This window comes from Pseudomonas sp. ASL7, assembly GCF_056680375.1.
In genome coordinates this window covers 2,202,549-2,220,236 of record NZ_CM155279.1, presented here as the reverse complement: position 1 = coordinate 2,220,236, position 17,688 = coordinate 2,202,549, and the positions used below count along the sequence as shown (strand labels likewise).

General features: G+C 58.6%; 12 protein-coding genes. 10 read left to right on the top strand and 2 right to left on the bottom strand.

The genetic code is table 11. The features are described 5' to 3' along the window. Positions 1–172: 172 nt before the first annotated feature. On the top strand, positions 173–1,609 hold the full coding sequence (locus tag AC1MDT_RS10090; RefSeq protein WP_480421070.1) for an IS1182 family transposase: 1,437 nt from the start codon (positions 173–175) through the stop codon (positions 1,607–1,609). A 233-nt stretch (positions 1,610–1,842) separates the two neighbouring features. On the opposite strand, the gene AC1MDT_RS10085 is transcribed toward AC1MDT_RS10090, so the two are convergent. Next, positions 1,843–3,303 carry a DUF1254 domain-containing protein gene (locus AC1MDT_RS10085; protein ID WP_480421877.1) on the bottom strand — a complete coding sequence of 487 codons (1,461 nt, stop codon included), beginning with the start codon at positions 3,301–3,303 and terminating at the stop codon, positions 1,843–1,845. Positions 3,304–4,192: 889 nt separating this feature from the next. Here AC1MDT_RS10085 and AC1MDT_RS10080 point away from each other — a divergent pair. From AC1MDT_RS10080 to AC1MDT_RS10050, 7 genes are all read left to right on the top strand, one after another. Continuing rightward, positions 4,193–6,403, top strand: coding sequence for a putative bifunctional diguanylate cyclase/phosphodiesterase (locus AC1MDT_RS10080; protein ID WP_480421876.1), 2,211 nt, complete (start codon positions 4,193–4,195; stop codon positions 6,401–6,403). A 163-nt stretch (positions 6,404–6,566) separates the two neighbouring features. Next, entirely contained in the window at positions 6,567–9,566 is a 3,000-nt protein-coding gene (locus AC1MDT_RS10075; RefSeq protein ID WP_480421875.1) for a xanthine dehydrogenase family protein molybdopterin-binding subunit, read from the top strand. Further along, positions 9,563–10,369, top strand: coding sequence for an FAD binding domain-containing protein (locus tag AC1MDT_RS10070; RefSeq protein WP_480421874.1), 807 nt, complete (start codon positions 9,563–9,565; stop codon positions 10,367–10,369). The genes AC1MDT_RS10075 and AC1MDT_RS10070 overlap by 4 nt, the downstream gene beginning before the upstream one ends. A gap of 2 nt (positions 10,370–10,371) precedes the next feature. Next, on the top strand, positions 10,372–10,872 hold the full coding sequence (locus AC1MDT_RS10065) for a (2Fe-2S)-binding protein (RefSeq protein WP_480421873.1): 501 nt from the start codon (positions 10,372–10,374) through the stop codon (positions 10,870–10,872). A gap of 5 nt (positions 10,873–10,877) precedes the next feature. Continuing rightward, positions 10,878–12,416, top strand: coding sequence for an AMP-binding protein (locus AC1MDT_RS10060; protein ID WP_480421872.1), 1,539 nt, complete (start codon positions 10,878–10,880; stop codon positions 12,414–12,416). A gap of 19 nt (positions 12,417–12,435) precedes the next feature. Continuing rightward, on the top strand, positions 12,436–13,239 hold the full coding sequence (locus tag AC1MDT_RS10055; protein ID WP_480421871.1) for an enoyl-CoA hydratase/isomerase family protein: 804 nt from the start codon (positions 12,436–12,438) through the stop codon (positions 13,237–13,239). 184 nt (positions 13,240–13,423) lie between these two features. Continuing rightward, positions 13,424–14,776, top strand: coding sequence for an MFS transporter (locus AC1MDT_RS10050; protein ID WP_480421870.1), 1,353 nt, complete (start codon positions 13,424–13,426; stop codon positions 14,774–14,776). Here AC1MDT_RS10050 and AC1MDT_RS10045 read toward each other — a convergent pair. After that, positions 14,769–15,554: an alpha/beta fold hydrolase gene (locus AC1MDT_RS10045; protein WP_480421869.1), complete on the bottom strand. Its 786-nt coding sequence runs from the start codon at positions 15,552–15,554 to the stop codon at positions 14,769–14,771. The genes AC1MDT_RS10050 and AC1MDT_RS10045 overlap by 8 nt on opposite strands. 90 nt (positions 15,555–15,644) lie before the next feature. Here AC1MDT_RS10045 and AC1MDT_RS10040 point away from each other — a divergent pair, with 90 nt between their 5' ends. After that, positions 15,645–16,616, top strand: a complete 972-nt coding sequence (locus AC1MDT_RS10040; protein ID WP_480421868.1) for an XdhC family protein — start codon at positions 15,645–15,647, stop codon at positions 16,614–16,616. Positions 16,617–16,805: 189 nt separating this feature from the next. Continuing rightward, positions 16,806–17,660, top strand: a complete 855-nt coding sequence (locus AC1MDT_RS10035) for a helix-turn-helix transcriptional regulator (RefSeq protein ID WP_480421867.1) — start codon at positions 16,806–16,808, stop codon at positions 17,658–17,660. Positions 17,661–17,688 lie beyond the last annotated feature (28 nt).

The following is a 17,688-nucleotide window of genomic DNA, read 5'->3' as shown; positions in this document are numbered from 1 at the left end:
GACATCTCAAAAAAATCGTATTGACAATCATTAGGCTTGCTGGAGCCCAGCTTGATTTCACCACAACTTTGGCGGGACGATCCTGCCTGGGAGGCTGCGTTCGGTCCAGGCTGTGTGAAAACGCGAGTGATTGTCTAACCTTCTGATCGTCTAGATCGTATCGGGGGCGATCATGAAGCGATTCATCGAAGGTGAGACTCGGACGCAAGTGACGTTGCTGCCGGAGTGCCTGGACGATTATGTAGCCGAAGAAAATCCGGTCCGAGTGGTCGACGTTTTCGTCGATGAACTCGATCTGGGTGCACTTGGGTTTGAAGGTGTTGATCCAGCTGCAACGGGGCGTCCGGCCTACCATCCAGCGATCTTGCTGAAGATCTATATCTACGGCTATCTCAATCGCATTCAGTCCAGTCGCAGGCTTGAACGTGAGGCCGAGCGCAACGTCGAGTTGATGTGGCTGACGGGGCGCTTGGCTCCTGACTTCAAAACCATCGCCGACTTTCGCAAAGACAACGGCAAAGCCATTCGCAGCGTCTGCCGTCAGTTCGTAGTGCTTTGTCGCAACCTCAATCTTTTCTCTGCATCGATCATCGCCATCGATGGCAGCAAGTTCAAAGCCGTCAACAATCGTGACCGTAACTTCACCCAGGGCAAAGTGAAGGCACGTATGCAGCAGATCGAACAGAGCATTGACCGTTATCTGGCGGCGATGGATTCGGCGGATCGGGCAACGCCCGAAGTGGCCGAGGCCAAGGCCAAGCGGCTGAAAGAAAAAATCGAAACGCTGAAAAAGCAGATGCAGAAACTCAAGGATATCGAGGCGCAGCTCCACGACAGTCCAGACCAGCAAATCTCCCTCACAGACCCAGATGCACGCTCAATGGCCACGAGCGGACGAGGCACCGGAACGGTTGGCTATAACGTCCAAACAGCTGTCGACGACAAGCACCATTTGATCATTGCCCATGAGGTGACCAACGTTGGTAATGATCGTGGGCAACTGAGCAATATGGCGAACCTGGCGCGTGAAGAAATCGAGGCTGAAACGCTAACGGTGGTGGCCGACCGAGGCTACTACAAAGGTCTGGAAATCCTTGCCTGCGAGCAGGCGGGCATCACCACCTTTGTACCAAAACCCCTGACATCAGGCAGCAAAGCCGAAGGCCGATTTGGTAAGCAGGACTTCATCTACGTTGCTGCATCGGACGCGTATCGATGCCCTGCGGGACAGTTGCTGACCCGGCGGCATTCGTCGATGGAAGACGGCATGTTGTTGCACTGTTACTACTTCTCGGGCTGCCAGTCCTGCGCAATGCAAAAGCAATGTACGACGGGTAAGGAGCGCCGAGTGAGGCGCTGGGAACATGAGGCGGTAATCGACGCGATGCAGGTTCGACTAGCACATGATCCAGCGATGATGAGGGTTCGCCGAAAGACAGTTGAGCATCCTTTCGGAACACTCAAATATTGGATGGGAGCCACCCACTTCCTGACTAAAACTCTGCCGAGGGTAAGTACCGAGATGAGCCTTCATGTGCTCGCCTACAACCTCAAACGAATGATGAGCATCTTCGGCATCGCAGGACTGCTTGAAGCGATCAGGGCGTGAATCCAGCCGTTTGATCGTCCGTGAGTGGCTGTTTGGGCCTCTGACGCGGCCCAAACAGCATTTACGGGCGCCTATGTAGCTGACGAGGGCAATTCGCGCTTCAGTCTGCTGGTTTCGCAGGCAACGCCCGTAGGCCTCAATTTTCGACGTATTCAGTGCGTTTTCACACAGCCTGGACCCAAAGCGGACTTTCGTAGTGACCTGTGCACAAGGTCACTACGGTGGTGAAGCTTTCACTTTGCCTGCACGATGCCTGGTGGCGACCATGTGCCGGAACCAGCTGGAAGAATGGAGGGCGCCTGCGTCTTCGGCCAGTAGAGGCGCATAACGAGGTAGATGGGGCCGTTGGGGGCTGGCAACCAGTTTGCTTCTTTCGCCTTGCCTGGGGAGTCCTTCTGGATATAGAGGGTGAGTGACCCGTCTGCATTCTTTTTCATGCTGGACAACATGGGCGAATTGATGAGGTAGCGGTTGATCGGGTTCTGGATCAACAGCTGACTCTTGCCGTCGTACATCGTGACTGACCAGAAAGCGTTTACAGGCGGGAGTTGCCCGGCTGGAAAGGTCAGCGTGTAATTGTGTTTACTGCCATCGAGCAGTTCACCTTTTGCGTCGTTGCTGGCAATGGGGTACACGGCTTCGACAGCATCATTGCCATAGATACCAGCCTTCGCAGCGGTGGCACGCATCAGCCAATTGCCGTTGTAAAAGTTTTCGTCTCCAAAAACAGAGCCGACCTTCCATCCATTGACGTGCTTGAGCCCTGATGCGAGAAACTTTTCGATTTTCTCTTCACCGTCCTTCATGCCGAGCAAAACGGCGGCTTTGTATTCCATGGAAAGATCTTTGAACTCAAAGGTCTTTCCGGGCCCGATTCCGATGCTGGCGAGTCTGGCGCGCAGGTTTTTATCCCGTGGGGTTTCTGGCACGAATTGAAGCGCGGCATCCAGGTACTCGTAGAAGTTGTCTTTGATTCCCTGGGAGGTGGCCGGGAGGAAATCAGTATTGGGTGCGGCGGCTGGAGCCGGTTGTTTGAGGAATGCCGAGAGCGGCTGCGCTTTGTACCCTGCCTGAACCTTCACTACGTTCGGCATGTCCGCTGCGTTGAATAGTTGAGTCCGAAAAACAGTGAGCGCGAAGGGGGTGGTCGAGTGAAAGACTTTTTTGACTCCGGCAGGTGTCGAACCTTTCCAGTCAGGGCCAACGACCAAATAGTCGCCAGGTTCCGTTCCAGTGGCGCGACTGCCAATGTAGCCGTAGTTATAAGTGTTGCCATCGATAAACTGCACCGAGTAGTAACGTTTTTTATCGACTGCCGGTACGGAAACAACCATGGGCTCAGAACGCAGATCCAGCCAGAGCATGGAATATGGCGTATCGCTGTTGGGCGTGACGACGGCGGTGTCCTTATAAGTAAAGACACGCGCTTCGTTGAAAAGCTGGTTGAAAGGGCCTTTGTATTGCGCTGAATTCTTGTTCAGTACGAACTCGTTCATCACGGCATAGTTCATCACGAGAGGCAGTCCGTAGATGAACGCCTCCTCAGCAATCGCTTTGGTCTCGGTGATGCTGGGGGCCGCTACGCCCGCTTTTTTGTCGGCTTGACTGGCAGCGTTGATGGGGTCGTCCTTTCCTGCACAGCCGGCCAGTAGTAACACTGAAATGACGCTGTACAACGCGCCAGCGAAAAGCATGCTTGTCCGTGATTTCATATGCGTTTCTCGGCCAGGAATTGGACTGCGGCTCAGCTTACCGGTAGGGCTCACTGATTAGAGTTGAGAGAGTAGTCCAGATTGATGACTCAGGAAGGAATGTCAGGCGCCGGTTTACAGCAACCAAACGCACCGAAACAGCTAGGGCCGCGCTTCATTTTCGATCACTGTCCGAGACGAAAAGGAGTCATTCGTGACTGACTGCTTTTGGCCGTTTTCTGCCTGTCACGACCGACCGAAATCGAGTCATTGCTGCCCTTCATGAAAGGCAGAGATTGGCCGATTACTGCCGATCACTCCGAGCCGGAGTCGACCCGAAACAAGCGCTCCGCGAGCGCTACAAAACTTTAAGTGATTCAGTATTAAAGAATCTGACCTGTGAAGGGGGGGGCAGTGGCGGCGTACGCTGGAAAAGACATAATCGATTCGGCCGGAGGGTGCTCGTAGGTCGAGGACAGCACGTCACTGAGTCGATCGCCCAGCAGAACATCGAAACGGCCGAACACCCCGATCATTCACCCGTGCCCGATTCACTTGAGTTTGCGCGCCGGGCGCAATGTGATCCTGTAGTTTCTCGAAAGCCTGCGTGCGGCCGGTGTCAACCATGTGGCTTTGAATTTCCAGTACGGCGAACGCTATGCCACTCAGGTGCAGGATGAAATTGGCCGAGAAATTTTGCCGCGTCTCGAGGAAAGCGAAATCAGCCAAACGGAGGCAATCTGATGCTGTTTTTTATGTTGGATCTGAGCCTTTTTTTGCCTGGTTGGTGCTTTGTAAAGTGCGCGACCGATGCACTAGTGGACAGTGGTCGGCCGCCTACTATTTCAGGCTCTCTGAAGACCGGACGACCTCGAGAGTCTTCAGGACCACCATGAATACTCGTCCTAGCTTTCACAGCAAGACACTCCCCGAGTCGCAACGTGACATTCTCGGTATGATCGCGACCGATCATCATCTCGGCGACATACTCTGCGCCATTTGCCAGATGCTCGACGCACAGGCCCCCGAAACCGTCTGCTCTATCCTGCTCACTGATGCCGAGGGCAGACACTTGCTGAGCGGCGCGGCGCCCGGCCTGCCGGCCGAGTACAGCGAGGCGATTCATGGAATGGCCATTGGTCCACAGGAAGGAACCTGCGGCACCGCAGCGTTCCGGCGCGAGCTGGTGGTCACCGAAGACATCGCCCGGGACCCAAACTGGGAGCGTTTCCGCAGCCTGGCGCTGGGGCATAACCTGCGTTCCTGCTGGTCGGTACCTTTGCTCTCCCATCAAGGAAGCGTGTTGGGTACATTTGCCCTGTACCAGAACCGCGCCCAGGCGCCGGACGAGGCGCAGATTCAACGACTGACCTACGCAGCCCAACTGGCAGTCATTGCGATCCGCCATGAGCGTGACGGCCAACGTCTGGAGAAAAGCGAACAACAATTTCGTTCATTGTTCACCTACAACCCCAACCCGGTGTTCGCCCTCGATCTGGCCGGCAACATCCTGAGTGTGAATCCTGCAGGCCTGAAGCTAAAACCGCACACTGCAACCGATTTCATTGGTCATCACTTTTCCCATCTGGTGCTCGAAGAGGACCTGGAACGGGTCAGTCAGCATTTTTCCGCAGCCCGCGCCGGAGAGCCTCAACGCTTCGAGGCACGGGTTCGCGATGAGAGCGACAAGCTGTTGACCATGGACATTTCAAACCTGCCGATCATGATCAATGGCGAGATCGTGGGAGTTTTTGGAGTGGCCAGGGACATCAGTGAGCAAAAGCATTACGAGCGCCAGTTGAGCTTCAACGCCTGCCATGATCGTCTGACCGGTTTGCTTAACCGTGTATCTCTTGAAGATCGGCTTATTCTAGATTGTCACATCAGTCGGCGGCGTAAGCGTCGTCTGGCAGTGATTTGTATTGATCTGGATGGATTCAAATCCATCAACGATTCGATCGGGCACTACTTCGGCGATCAGGTGCTGATTGAGGTGGCGCAGCGTATGACCCAGCAGGTTCGTCCCGGTGACACCGTCGTGCGCATGGGCGGTGACGAATTTATCGTTCTGCTGCCGGACCTGCTTCGTGATGAGGACGTTGTACCGGTGGCCGAGCGATTGATGGCCAGCATTGCCAGACCCTACTGCATTCAGGGCATTGACCTGCACGTGAGCGCAAGTATCGGCATCACCTTGAGCGATGGTCACATCGAACAGCCGATGCAACTGATCCAGCAGGCTGACATGGCCATGTACAAAGCCAAGCAGCAAGGGCGCAACAATTTTCAGTGGTACACCAGCGATCTTAATCAGCGGGTTTGCGAGCAGGCGAGCCTGCGCAATGACTTGCAGAAGGCCATCGAAACTCAGTCGTTAAAGCTGCACTATCAACCGCAGATTGATGCGCGCACGTGTCGGGTGGTCGGGATCGAAGCGTTGCTGCGCTGGGAGCATCCGGAAAAAGGATTTATCTCCCCAGCGGTGTTTGTACCGGTGGCAGAGGACAGTGGCCAGATCATCCCGCTGAGCCTTTGGGTACTCGATACGGCTTGCGCGCAGCTGCGCCAGCTAGGCGAGCAGGGCATCACGGGCATCTCGGTGGCCGTGAATATTTCGCCGATGCATTTTCAGCGTGGCCATTTCGTCCAGTGTGTCCAAGCCACCCTGGAGAAACATGGTCTCTGTGGTGAGCAGCTGGAGCTGGAGATCACTGAGTCGCTTCTGTTGCATAACGCTGAACAGGCGATCGACACGTTGCACCGGCTCAAGGCGTTGGGGGTGCGCATTGCTCTCGATGATTTCGGCACTGGTTTTTCCAGCCTCAGCTACCTCAAGCGTTTGCCGATAGACAAGATCAAGATCGACCGCTCGTTCATCCAGGAAATCGCCACCGATCATCACGATGCAGCGATCACCCAAGGCATTATTTCCATGGCCCATCACCTCAGCCTGACGGTGGTCGCCGAAGGCGTGGAAACTGCGTATCAGGTGGATTTCCTGAAGGGCAGTCGCTGCGATATTTTTCAGGGGTATTACTTTGCCAAACCGATGCCTTATGCAGAAATCGAAGCTTTCCTGAGCCATCCCGCGTCCCATCCTTGACCGGCAATTCTGTCTGGTCCCAGACCTGAAAATCAGACGCTAAGGCAAATTTTCAGACCCCAGCGCAGAACTCCCTCTCCCCAGGCAAGGCGCTCCCTGCGCCTTTCTCACACACTCGGCTCTAACGCTATCGCGCTGGATAACAACAAGAGCCGCGAAAAAAATGACTAGTTTCCAACCTGCTACCGAAAGCCAGACCGGCCACATCGGCGCCCCTCAGACCCGTGTCGAGGACGCCGCATTGTTGCGCGGCCTCGGCTGCTATGCCGATGACGCTGCGATCCCTCCGGGTACGCTACATGCGGCGATCATCCGTTCACCCCACGCTCATGCGCAGATCACCTCGATGGACTTTTCCAGAGCGCTGCTGATGAAAGGCGTGCACGGCGTGCTGGTAGGCGAAGACGTCAAACGCTGGGCGCTGCCGTTCCCCGTGGGTGTACGTCAGCCGATGGAGCACTGGTGCGTCGCCGTCGACAAGGTGCGCTACGTTGGAGAACCGGTGGCGGTGGTGATCGCTGAGAGCCGCTATCTGGCCGAGGACGCCATCGAAGGTGTGCGCGTTGAATACGAGCCGCTGCCCCCGATCATCGATCCCGAACTGGCCACCGCCGAACAGGCGCCGATCCTGCACGAAGCAGTCGGCAGCAACGTGGTCAACGAACGGCGCTTTCGTTATGGCGAGCCGGAGCAGGCGTTCGAGCAGGCGCCGCACAAGGTCTCGCTCAAAGTGAAGTTTCCGCGCAGTTCCTGCACACCCATTGAATGCTATGTGGTGCTGGCTCAGTACGAGCGCGCCACCGGCATTTATGACGTGCTGGCCAATTTCCAGGGCCCCTATGCGTTACACACGGTCATGGCCCGTGCACTGAATGTACCCGGCAACCGCTTGCGTTTGCGCACACCGAAAGATTCCGGCGGCAGTTTTGGCATCAAACAAGGGGTTTTCCCTTACGTGGTGATGATGGGCCTGGCGTCACGCAAGGTCGGCGCACCGGTGAAGTGGGTCGAGGACCGTCTGGAACATCTTCAGGGGGCTTCTTCGGCGACCAATCGGGTGACCGAAATTGAAGCGGCGGTAGAAGCAGATGGCCGCATCACCGCTTTGCGTTATGACCAGATCGACGATTGTGGTGCCTATCTGAGAGCGCCCGAACCGGCGACTTTCTACCGCATGCACGGCAACCTGACGGGTGCCTACGCAATCCGCAATTTGCAAGTGCGTAACCGGGTGGTGCTGACCAACAAAACCCCTTCCGGCCTGAACCGTGGTTTCGGCGGCCCGCAGGTGTATTTCGCCCTGGAGCGGCTGCTGCAACACATCGCCGTGCAGTTGAAGCTTGATCCGTTGGACGTGATCCGCCGCAATCTGGTGCCGGCCGATGCCTTCCCTTATCGCGCGGCCGCCGGTGCGTTGCTCGATTCCGGCAATTACCAGGCCGGCATTGCCTTGGCGGCGGCTGATGGTGGTCTCGACGAGTTGCTCGAACGTCGTGATCAGGCGCGTGCCGAAGGCCGAATCTATGGCATCGGTTATGCCGCAGTCATCGAACCATCGATTTCCAATATGGGTTACATCACCACCGCGATGACGCCCGAAGAGCGGCGCAAGGCCGGTCCGAAAAACGGCGCTGTCGCAACCGCAACCATCAACGTCGGCCCGCTGGGTGACGTCAGTGTGCACGTGTCCTCGGCACCGCAAGGGCAGGGCCATCAAACCACCGTGGCGCAGGTCGTGGCTGAAGTGCTCGGGGTCGCGCTGGAATCCATCGTGGTTAATGTCGAACTGGACACTCAGAAAGACGCATGGTCGATTGCCTCGGGCAACTATTCCAGCCGCTTCGCCGGTGCTGTGGCCGGTGCCGTCTACAAGGCAGCGCTGAAGATCCGCGATCGCCTCGCCGCGATTGCCGCCGAGCAATTGCAGGCCAGTCCCGAAGATATTCGTTTCGCGGGCGGCAAGATTTTTGTCGTCAATGGCGGGGCGGTGGCGCCATTCCATCGGATTGCCGGTGCGACCCACTGGTCGCCGGGCCTGCTGCCGGAAGGTGAAAGCGGTGGTCTGCGCGAAACCGCCTTCTGGAGCCCGCCGCAATTGGTGGCACCAGACGACCAGGATCAGGTCAATAGCTCGCTGTGCTACGGCTTTGTCTTCGACATCTGTGGTCTGGAAATCGACCGCATGACCGGCGAGATCCACATCGATCGCTACGTCACCTGTCATGACGCCGGCCGCCTGCTCAACCCGGCGCTGGTCGATGGCCAAATTCGTGGTGGCTTCACTCAAGGCCTCGGCGCGGCGCTGATGGAAGAATTCGCCTATGGCGAGGACGGCAGCTTCCTCTCCGGGACTTTCGCCGATTATCTGGTGCCTACCGCACCGGAAGTGATCGAACCGGTAATCCTGCACATGGAAACGCCATCGCCATTCACCCCACTGGGCGCCAAGGGTGTGGGCGAGGGCAACAATATGAGCACACCGGTGTGCATCGCCAACGCGGTGGCCGACGCCCTCGGTCGCTCGGACATTCGTCTGCCACTGACGCCATCGAAAGTACGCACGTTAATCGGGATCGACGAGCCGCCACGGCCCGCCGGTATGGAGCCTGATGAAAACCTGGACGCAGCACCTGCCGGTGGACCGGCACTGCGGGCGAACGACTCGGTGGTGATTCCTGCTTCGCCGCAACAGGTCTTCGATACCTTGCTCGACCCGCAGACGCTGGCGGCGATCATTCCGGGTTGCCACGACCTCGTGCTTGAAGGCGCGAACCGTTACCGCGCAGACGTCACCGTCGGCGTCGGCATGATCCGTGCGCGCTTCGAGGCCAAGGTTGCCCTGAGTGATCTGGACCCGCCTCATTCATTGCGTCTGTCCGGTTCCGGCAGCAGTTCGATGGGCTCGGCCCAGGGCCACGCCAAGGTGCGTTTCGTCGAACTGGAAAATGGCCACACACGTCTGGAATACCAATACCAGGTGGCGGTCAGCGGCAAAGTCGCCGCGGTCGGCGGCCGAATGTTGCAAGGGGCCTCGAAGGTGATCATCGGACAAATATTTACTCGCCTGTCGCAACGGGTCAGTGGCCAAGCCATCGCCATCGGCTGGTGGGCGCGCCTGCGTGCCTCGCTTGGCGCGCTGTTAGGCAAAGGAGGTGCGCAATGAAACCGGCGGCTTTCGATTACGTTCGGGCTGACACCCGTCGTCAGGTGCTTGAGCTGCTCGCCGAGTACGGCCAAGAGGCTCGCATCATCGCCGGTGGTCAATCGCTGATGGCGGTGCTGAACATGCGCCTGGCTCAACCCAAGTTGCTGATCGATATCAATCATGTGGCTGAGCTGGCCTATATCGAACTGCGCAAGGATTGCCTGGCTGTAGGTGCCGGGGTACGACAGGCGCAGTTGCTGGCGCGTTCGACCCTGATGGACGAGGTGCCTTTATTGGCACTGGCGATGCCCTGGATCGGTCACTTCCAGACGCGTAATCGCGGCACAGTCTGCGGCTCGGTGGCTCATGCCGACCCGAGCGCCGAGTTGCCGCTGTGCCTGGTGACGCTGGGCGGCGAGATCGTTCTCGAGTCGAAAAAAGGCAAGCGCATCGTCAAGGCTGCCGACTTCTTCCAGGGCATCCTCACCACCGACAAGCGTGCGGATGAACTGGTCGTCGAGGTGCGGTTTCCACTCAAGCGCGAAGGCATCACCTATCGTTTTCGCGAAATCGCGATGCGCCATGGCGACTTTGCAATTGTCTCCCTGGCCGCCGCCATCGGCACGGACCAGGTCGAACTCGGCATTGGCGGGGTCGCCGACCGTCCGCAACGTCGCAGTCTGCCTCGTGGTGCGGGGCTGCCGGACGCGCTCAATCAAACCGCCTGGTCGCTCGATGCACAAGACGACGTGCACGCCAGCGCTGCCTATCGCCGCCAACTGATTCGCGAGCTGGGTCATCAGCTGATCGAAGGAGTCTGAACATGCGTGTAACTGCCGACCAAACCTTTCCGATTCGCCTGGAGCTCAATGGCCGCTCCCGCGAAGCGCTGGCCGAACCGAGGACCCAACTCTGCGACTTCCTGCGCCACGACCTCGGTGCCACCGGTGTCCATGTCGGATGCGAACACGGTGTCTGCGGTGCCTGCACGGTGCTGGTGGACGGAGTCGCCATGCGTTCCTGCCTGATGCTCGCGGTACAGGGGCACGAGCGGCGTATCGAGACCGTCGAGTCCCTGGCCGCCGACGACACACTGAGCGACCTGCAACAAGCCTTTCGCCGTCATCACGCCTTGCAGTGCGGCTTTTGCACTGCGGGCATTCTCATGTCCTGCGTGGATTTCCTCGAACGGGTACCCAACCCGGACGAGACCCAGGTACGCGACATGCTTTCGGGGCATCTATGTCGCTGCACGGGCTACACCGGCATCGTCCAGGCCGTGCTCGAAGTCGCTGCCCAGCGCCAAACGAACAAAGGGGTATAACAAGAATGTTCGATCTCGGACGCAGTTTCCTCGCTGCCGTTGAACGCCGACCGCACGCCGTGGCGGTCAGTGACGGTGCGTTGAAGAAAACCTATGAAGACTGGTTCGTCGATATCCAGAGCGCCGCTTGGGGCTTGCAATGCCTTGGGCTGCAACGTGGTGACCGACTGCTTGTAGCAATGCAAAACCGCTGGCAGATGGCGACCCTGCATTGGGCCTGTCAGTTTGCGGGCATCGTCATGACCCCGTTGAACTGGCGTTCGACTGCCGATGAACTGGGCTACTGCATCGAAGATGCGCAAATCCGTGCACTGGCTTACGACGACGCTACCGTGACCGCAGTGGCCGGTTGCAGCGCCGCCACAAGGCTGCCACGGATCGCCACTGGTATCCGTGCTGCCAACACCGACCTAAGTTTCGAGGAACTGTGTTCGCAGACCCCCTCCGGCATCATTTTGCAGGCAGACGCTGAAGACTTTTCACTGCTGCTGTACACCTCCGGAACCACCAGCAAGCCCAAGGGCGTGCCCCGTCGGCACCGTTGCGAACGCGCCGCGGCGGTTGCTCACGTAGCGCAAAACCTTTACCGCCAGGGTGAATGCACGCTGGGTGTCATGCCGCTTTACCACACCATGGGCGTGCGTTCGTTGCTGTCAATGGCGTTGATCGACGGACATTTCGTCTGTGTGCCCAAGTTCGACGTGGAAGCCACGCTGCAGGCCATCGAGCGGGAAAAGGTCAGCAACCTGTACCTGGTGCCGACGCTCTACCACATGCTTATCGAACACCCGGCCTTTGCCCGCGAGCGAGTAGCCAGTGTCGAGAAAATCGGCTTTGCCGGTGCGCCGATGAGCGACGGTTTGATGCATCGCGTCGAGCAGGCATTCCAGCCGCAATTGTTCGTCAATCATTACGGCAGCTCGGAGATTTACACCTTCACCATCGACCAGCAAGCCAACCGCAAACCCGGTTCGTCAGGGCGCAGTGCAATGAACCAGCGAGTGCGCGTGGTGCCGATCGATGCTGAAACGGTGGACGTGCAAGTCAACCCATTGCAGGAGGGTCAGATCATCGCGGACCTGGCGAGTGACGAGGCGTTCGAAGGCTACCTGAACCGCCCCGAAGCGACCGCCAAGGCGTTGCGTGACGGATGGTATTTCACCGGTGACATCGGCTACTTCGATCTGGAGGGCGATCTGTTCGTCACGGGTCGTGTCGATGACTTGATCATCACCGGCGGCGAAAACGTCAGTCCGGCAGAAATCGAAAACATGCTCTCTCTGCACCCGGCAGTGGAAGAAGTGGTGGTGGTCGGTCTGCCCGACGAGCAGTGGGGCAAGATCATTGCTGCGTTTATCAAGGTGCGCGCCGAGGTCTCGGAATGCGACCTCGATGCCCATTGCATCACTTCGGGCCTGGCCAAATTCAAGCGGCCACGGCGTTACCAGTTCGTCGATCAGATTCCCAAATCTCCAGTTGGCAAGGTGCTGCGGCGCGTGTTGCTGGCCCAATTTCAGGAACAGGCCTTGAAGGCCATCAGCTAATCATCCAGAGGACACTCCCATGCAACAACAAGCGATCCAGCAATTTCTCGACACTCAGTTCGATGGCTTCCAGGTTGAAGTCGATGTGTCCCGCGAGCGCGCTGACATCATCCTCAACCGGGCGCCGTTGAACGTCATTTCCATGGGGCAGCGCGATCAACTGCGCCTGGTCTTCGAAGCCCTCGACGCACACAAAGACGTTCGCGTCATCGTGCTGCGCTCGGTAGGTGAACACTTCTCCAGCGGCGGCGACATCAAGGGCTTTCTCGAAGCGTCGCCGGAGCACGTTTCGAAGCTGGCCTGGAATGTCGCGGCACCGGCACGTTGCGAAAAACCGGTGATCGTTGCCAACCGTGGTTACACCTTCGGCGTCGGATTCGAACTGTCCCTGGCCTGCGATTTCCGCATTGCTTCGCAAACCACTCGCTACGCCTTGCCTGAGCAGAACCTGGGTCAGATCCCGGGCTCGGGTGGCTCCGCACGCCTGCAGAAAACTATCGGCATCACCCGCACTAAGCACATGGTGATGCGCGCCAAACGCATCACGGGCGACCAGGCCTATGCCTGGGGTATCGCAACCGAGGTCGTGCCGGATACCGAACTGGAAAGCACCGTCGATGCGTTGGTCGATGAACTGCGGCGCTTCTCGCCGCTGGCTCAGCGCACGGCGAAAAAACTGATCAACGACAACGAGGATGCGCCGCTCACCGTCGCGATCGAAATGGAAGGTCACTGCTATAGCCGTCTGCGTAGCTCCAAGGACTTCAAGGAAGGCGTCGAAGCGTTTCACAGCAAGCGTGCGGCCGTGTTTATCGGCGAGTAAATCGTACCGGCGAGCAGGCCCGGGAGTATGTCGGTAACGGCGTACGCCCCTACGGAGCAGGGCCTGCCGCCCCTTCAATGCAACTGAAAGGGCACATCAAGATATCACCGCTGACCTGCTGATTACCCGCAACCCGCGCACCGGGATGCAGAACGTTTCGATTCACCGTTTGTGTGAGGCAACCATGACCACGACAACAACAATAACTGCATCACCAACCAGCGCCGCTATCGATACACCGCAGATTCCACCGGGCAAGGCCTTGCTTGCGGCATTTGCCTCGACATTCGGCTGGGCGCTGGATTTGTTTGACCTGTTCATTCTGCTCTATGTGGCGCCGATCATCGGCCGCATGTTCTTCCCCTCGGACACCCCGACACTGTCGCTGGCCGCAGTGTATGCCTCGTTCGCCGTGGCCTTGCTGGTGCGTCCGCTGGGCTCGGCGATCTTCGGCGCGTATGCCGATAAACACGGCCGCAAGCGTGCATTGATGGTATCGATGGTCGGCGTCGGTATTTCCACGGCACTGTTTGGTGCGTTGCCGACCATTCACCAGGTCGGGGTGTTGGCCCCGATACTGTTTTTGGTATTGCGGGTGATTCAGGGCGTTTTCGTTGGTGGCATCGTCGCCTCCACTCACACCATCGGCACCGAATCCATCTCGCCGCGCTATCGCGGCTTGATGTCCGGGTTGATCGGTGGCGCCGGCGCCGGCATGGGTGCGCTGTTGGCATCAGTCACTTATCTGGTGTTGTCGGAAATCTTTCCCGGGGAGGAATTTGACTTCTGGGGCTGGCGCTTCATGTTCTTCTGCGGCCTGCTAAGCACGTTTTTCGGTCTGGTGATGTTCCGTTACCTGGAAGAAACCCCGGTCTGGCAGCAACTGCAACAAGCCCGCAAAACCAAGGGGCCGGCAATAGTGGTCGTGTCGCCACTCAAGCGTCTGTTTGGTCGCGAGTACCGCGGCGTGATGATGGTCAATCTGCTGATTACGTTCGGGGGCGGTGCCACGTATTACCTGGCCTGCGGTTATCTGCCGACATTGCTTAACGTGGTCGCCAAAGTGCCCCATACGCAGACTTCGCAGATGCTCATGTACGGGTCGGTGGCAACAATTGTCGGAGCGCTGGCCTTCGGTTACCTCAGTGACCTGATCGGTCGCAAGAAGACCTTCATGCTGTTGGGTGTGATCAACCTGCTGAGCCTGCCGACGATGTTTCTTGGTGTCGCCGAGCCGGGTTCGCTGACCCGCACTGCGCTGTATTGCGTGGGCATCGGCTTCATGGGCGGGGCGATCATCGCGCCGATTCTGATCTTCCTCAATGAACGCTTTGCCACCGAACTGCGAGCCAGCGGCACCGGGTTGTCCTGGAACATCGGTTTCGCCCTCGGCGGAACCATGCCGACCTTTGTGTCCCTGGTCAGCAGCAGCCCGGCGCAGATCCCCATGGTGCTGGCGATATTCGCTGCCGGTCTGTCGGTGATCTACCTGATCGGCAGCGTGGTGATTCCGGAAACCCAAGGCAACTTCAAATAAAGGTGGGGAGGCGCTCCAGGAATTCGCAGATCAGCTGCAAGGTCCGCTCGGTCGCTTCGGTTTGGGGAAAGTGCCGACAGTCATCCAGCAACACACAGCGGCACGGTCCAGGCACCTGTCGCTGGATGACCACCAGTTGCTCGGGCGTGGCGTAGTGGTCTTCGCGACCCTGAATGACCAGCAGCGGCTTTTCGATAAAAGCCAACTGCGCTTCGAGATCATCCAGGGAAAAGTCCGGGTGCAACCAACTGTCGCTCCAACCGTGAAAAGCGCCATCGACATTTGTCCCATGGTGGCGTGCCAGGCGTTCGCGCAATTCGCCCTGATGCCAAACCTCAGTGGTATGGCGAATGCCATCAAGGCTCTCTGTCTCGACAATCACGTGAGGCGCCAGTGCAATGCTACCCAACACGCGTGGATCGTTGGCGGCGGCATAGGCGAGGACGATGGACGCACCGTCACTGTGACCGAGCAAGACCACCTGCGGCAGTTGCAAAGCATCGAGCAATTGCCGCAGCTCACGAGGGCCGTCGCTGCTCAGGTAGTTCAGTGGACGCGGCAGGGTTGCCGGGCTCGATTGCCCATAACCCTGACGGCTGTAAGTGACCACACCGTAACCGCTCATCTGGGCCAGGCGCAGGGGGAAGTCTTTCCATTGTTCGGCGCTCCCGAGGCCTTCGTGCAACAGCACAAGTGTCGGTCGCGATGGGTCAGCCGCAGGCAGTTGGCGATATTCCAGGCGCAGCGGCCCAAGTTGCAAAAATTGTTGTGGCGACATGTTGAATCAACGATTGAACAAGGTTGCTCGCAGGTTACCGTAAACGTAACCCCGCATGCAGCACCACGCTTTGCTTGAGGTATAGAAAACATGCGTCATCTCGATGTTCAGGTGATCGACCAGGCACTGCAATGGGCTCGCGCCGGGCAGGCCCAGTGGCTGTGCACGGTGCTCTCCACCTATGGCTCGGCGCCGCGTGCGCCGGGTGCGATGCTGGTGACCAATGGCACGGGCGAACACGTCGGCTCGCTGTCGGGTGGCTGCGTCGAAGAGGAGTTTCTCGAAAGCCTGACGCGCGGTGAACTACGCGAACCGGCGCAGATCGTCAGTTATGGCGACAGCGTCGAGCAACGCCACCGTCTACGATTGCCCTGTGGTGGCGTGCTGATCGTGCTGGTCGAGCACCGCGCTGCCAGTCTCGAATGGATCGTACACCTGGAGAGTCTGCAAGCGGCGTTACTCGGCCAGCGACGTCTGCAGCGTCATGTCGAGCTGAGCAGCGGTGCCTTGCGCCTGGACCCAGACACTGGACACGGCAGCGAGCGGGTGCAAGTCGACGACGAGAGGGTGCGCATCAGCGTTGGCCCGGCGTTACGTCTGATTCTGGCAGGGCTCTCGCCGGTCGCGGAAGTCTGCGCCAGTTTCGCCCGCGCCATCGGCTGCGAAGTCATCGCCTGCGACCCCCGGGAAGAGATGCTGTATGTACATCTCGAAGGCGTGGAGATGCAACGTGTGCTGCCCTCGATGTTTATCGCCGCCGGAGGTTGTCACGCGGCGACCGCGGTGGTGGCGCTGACTCACGATCCGCGAATCGATGATTTGGCGCTGATGGAAGCGGTTCACACCCCGGCGTTTTACATCGGCGCCATGGGGTCTCAGGCAACCTCGGCCAAGCGCGCCGAGCGGCTCAAACGCATCGGTGGTCTGAAGGATGAACAGATTGCCCGTTTGCACATGCCCATCGGCCTCGATCTGGGCAGCAAAGCCCCGGCGGAAATCGCTCTGGCGGTGGTGGCCGATATCCTGCGCGTTTATCATGGGAAAGAACGCCATGCTTTGTAATCCGGTTATTCCGACCAGCGTGGGGGCTGCGAAAGTCGAGGTAGACGCTCGGTCATTCGCACGCGATAGTGGCCAGCCAAGTGCTGCTGAACCATTGAGTGATCGCCGGGGTCCGGAAACAGATAGACGCCGCGATGATCCTGCATTGTGGCCGATAACAATATCGCTTCAAGCGAGCGGAGGAATCTGATGTCGATTGCCCAACGGGTTTTCCACGGCAGGTTTGGCCGGGTCGCCTTGCTGAATATGGATCGTTCGCTGGTCACCCACACCCATTCCGAATGCCATGTGTTGGTCAAAGTGTCTGGCGAAGACACTTACTTCAACGTCAACGGTCGGCGAGTTCCGCTCAGCGATCGCACGGCGGTGCTGGTCAACGCCTGGGAGCCGCATTTCTACGATCCGCAGCCGGGTGCCGGTGCCACCCTAATCCTGGCGCTCTACATAGAGCCCGCCTGGCTAGCCACTGCCCAGCAGTCGCTGGCGCTCAGCGGTCGGCCGGACTTTTTTGCCCAGTCATGCATCGAGCTGTCGAGTCGTAATCGCACGTTGGCCGACATCCTGGTCGCCGAAGCGCATGGCTGCGGGATCGTGCCGAAAGAGCGCATGGAGTTCATACTGTTCGACTTCCTGATCGAACTGATCGAGGACTTTTCCAGTTGGCGGCATTTGTCGCTACTCGGTGCGCCGAACTCAGGTGAGTTCCGTGACGCGCGCGTGCGCCGTGGCACCGCCTGGTTGCTTGAGCACCTCGATGATCCCAACCCGATCGACAACGCCGCGCGGGCTTGTGGTCTGTCTCGGGCGCACTTCTTTGCGCTGTTCAAGAAAGATACCGGCATGACGCCGACCCTGCTGCTTAACGACGCGCGCATGCGCCGGGCTTTTGCCTGGCTTGAGCGTGAGCGCAGTGGAACGTTGGGCCTGTTGTCGGAGAACCTCGGGTTCTCCGAGCAAGGTCATTTCACACGGTTTTTCCGTCAACACATCGGAGCTTCACCCAGCCAGTATCGGCGTGTAGTGGATTGTTATGCGACGGTTTGAACCGAGGGGAGGGCGGGGGGGTATTGGG

Excerpts from the sequence above, each read along its gene's own strand:
- AC1MDT_RS10040 (WP_480421868.1), top strand. The coding sequence starts at position 15,645 with ATGCGTCATCTCGATGTTCAGGTGATCGACCAGGCACTGCAATGGGCT.
- AC1MDT_RS10035 (WP_480421867.1), top strand. The coding sequence starts at position 16,806 with ATGTCGATTGCCCAACGGGTTTTCCACGGCAGGTTTGGCCGGGTCGCC.
- AC1MDT_RS10065 (WP_480421873.1), top strand. The coding sequence starts at position 10,372 with ATGCGTGTAACTGCCGACCAAACCTTTCCGATTCGCCTGGAGCTCAAT.
- AC1MDT_RS10080 (WP_480421876.1), top strand. The coding sequence starts at position 4,193 with ATGAATACTCGTCCTAGCTTTCACAGCAAGACACTCCCCGAGTCGCAA.
- AC1MDT_RS10055 (WP_480421871.1), top strand. The coding sequence starts at position 12,436 with ATGCAACAACAAGCGATCCAGCAATTTCTCGACACTCAGTTCGATGGC.
- AC1MDT_RS10075 (WP_480421875.1), top strand. The coding sequence starts at position 6,567 with ATGACTAGTTTCCAACCTGCTACCGAAAGCCAGACCGGCCACATCGGC.
- AC1MDT_RS10085 (WP_480421877.1), bottom strand. The coding sequence starts at position 3,303 with ATGCTTTTCGCTGGCGCGTTGTACAGCGTCATTTCAGTGTTACTACTG.
- AC1MDT_RS10090 (WP_480421070.1), top strand. The coding sequence starts at position 173 with ATGAAGCGATTCATCGAAGGTGAGACTCGGACGCAAGTGACGTTGCTG.
- AC1MDT_RS10060 (WP_480421872.1), top strand. The coding sequence starts at position 10,878 with ATGTTCGATCTCGGACGCAGTTTCCTCGCTGCCGTTGAACGCCGACCG.
- AC1MDT_RS10045 (WP_480421869.1), bottom strand. The coding sequence starts at position 15,554 with ATGTCGCCACAACAATTTTTGCAACTTGGGCCGCTGCGCCTGGAATAT.
- AC1MDT_RS10070 (WP_480421874.1), top strand. The coding sequence starts at position 9,563 with ATGAAACCGGCGGCTTTCGATTACGTTCGGGCTGACACCCGTCGTCAG.
- AC1MDT_RS10050 (WP_480421870.1), top strand. The coding sequence starts at position 13,424 with ATGACCACGACAACAACAATAACTGCATCACCAACCAGCGCCGCTATC.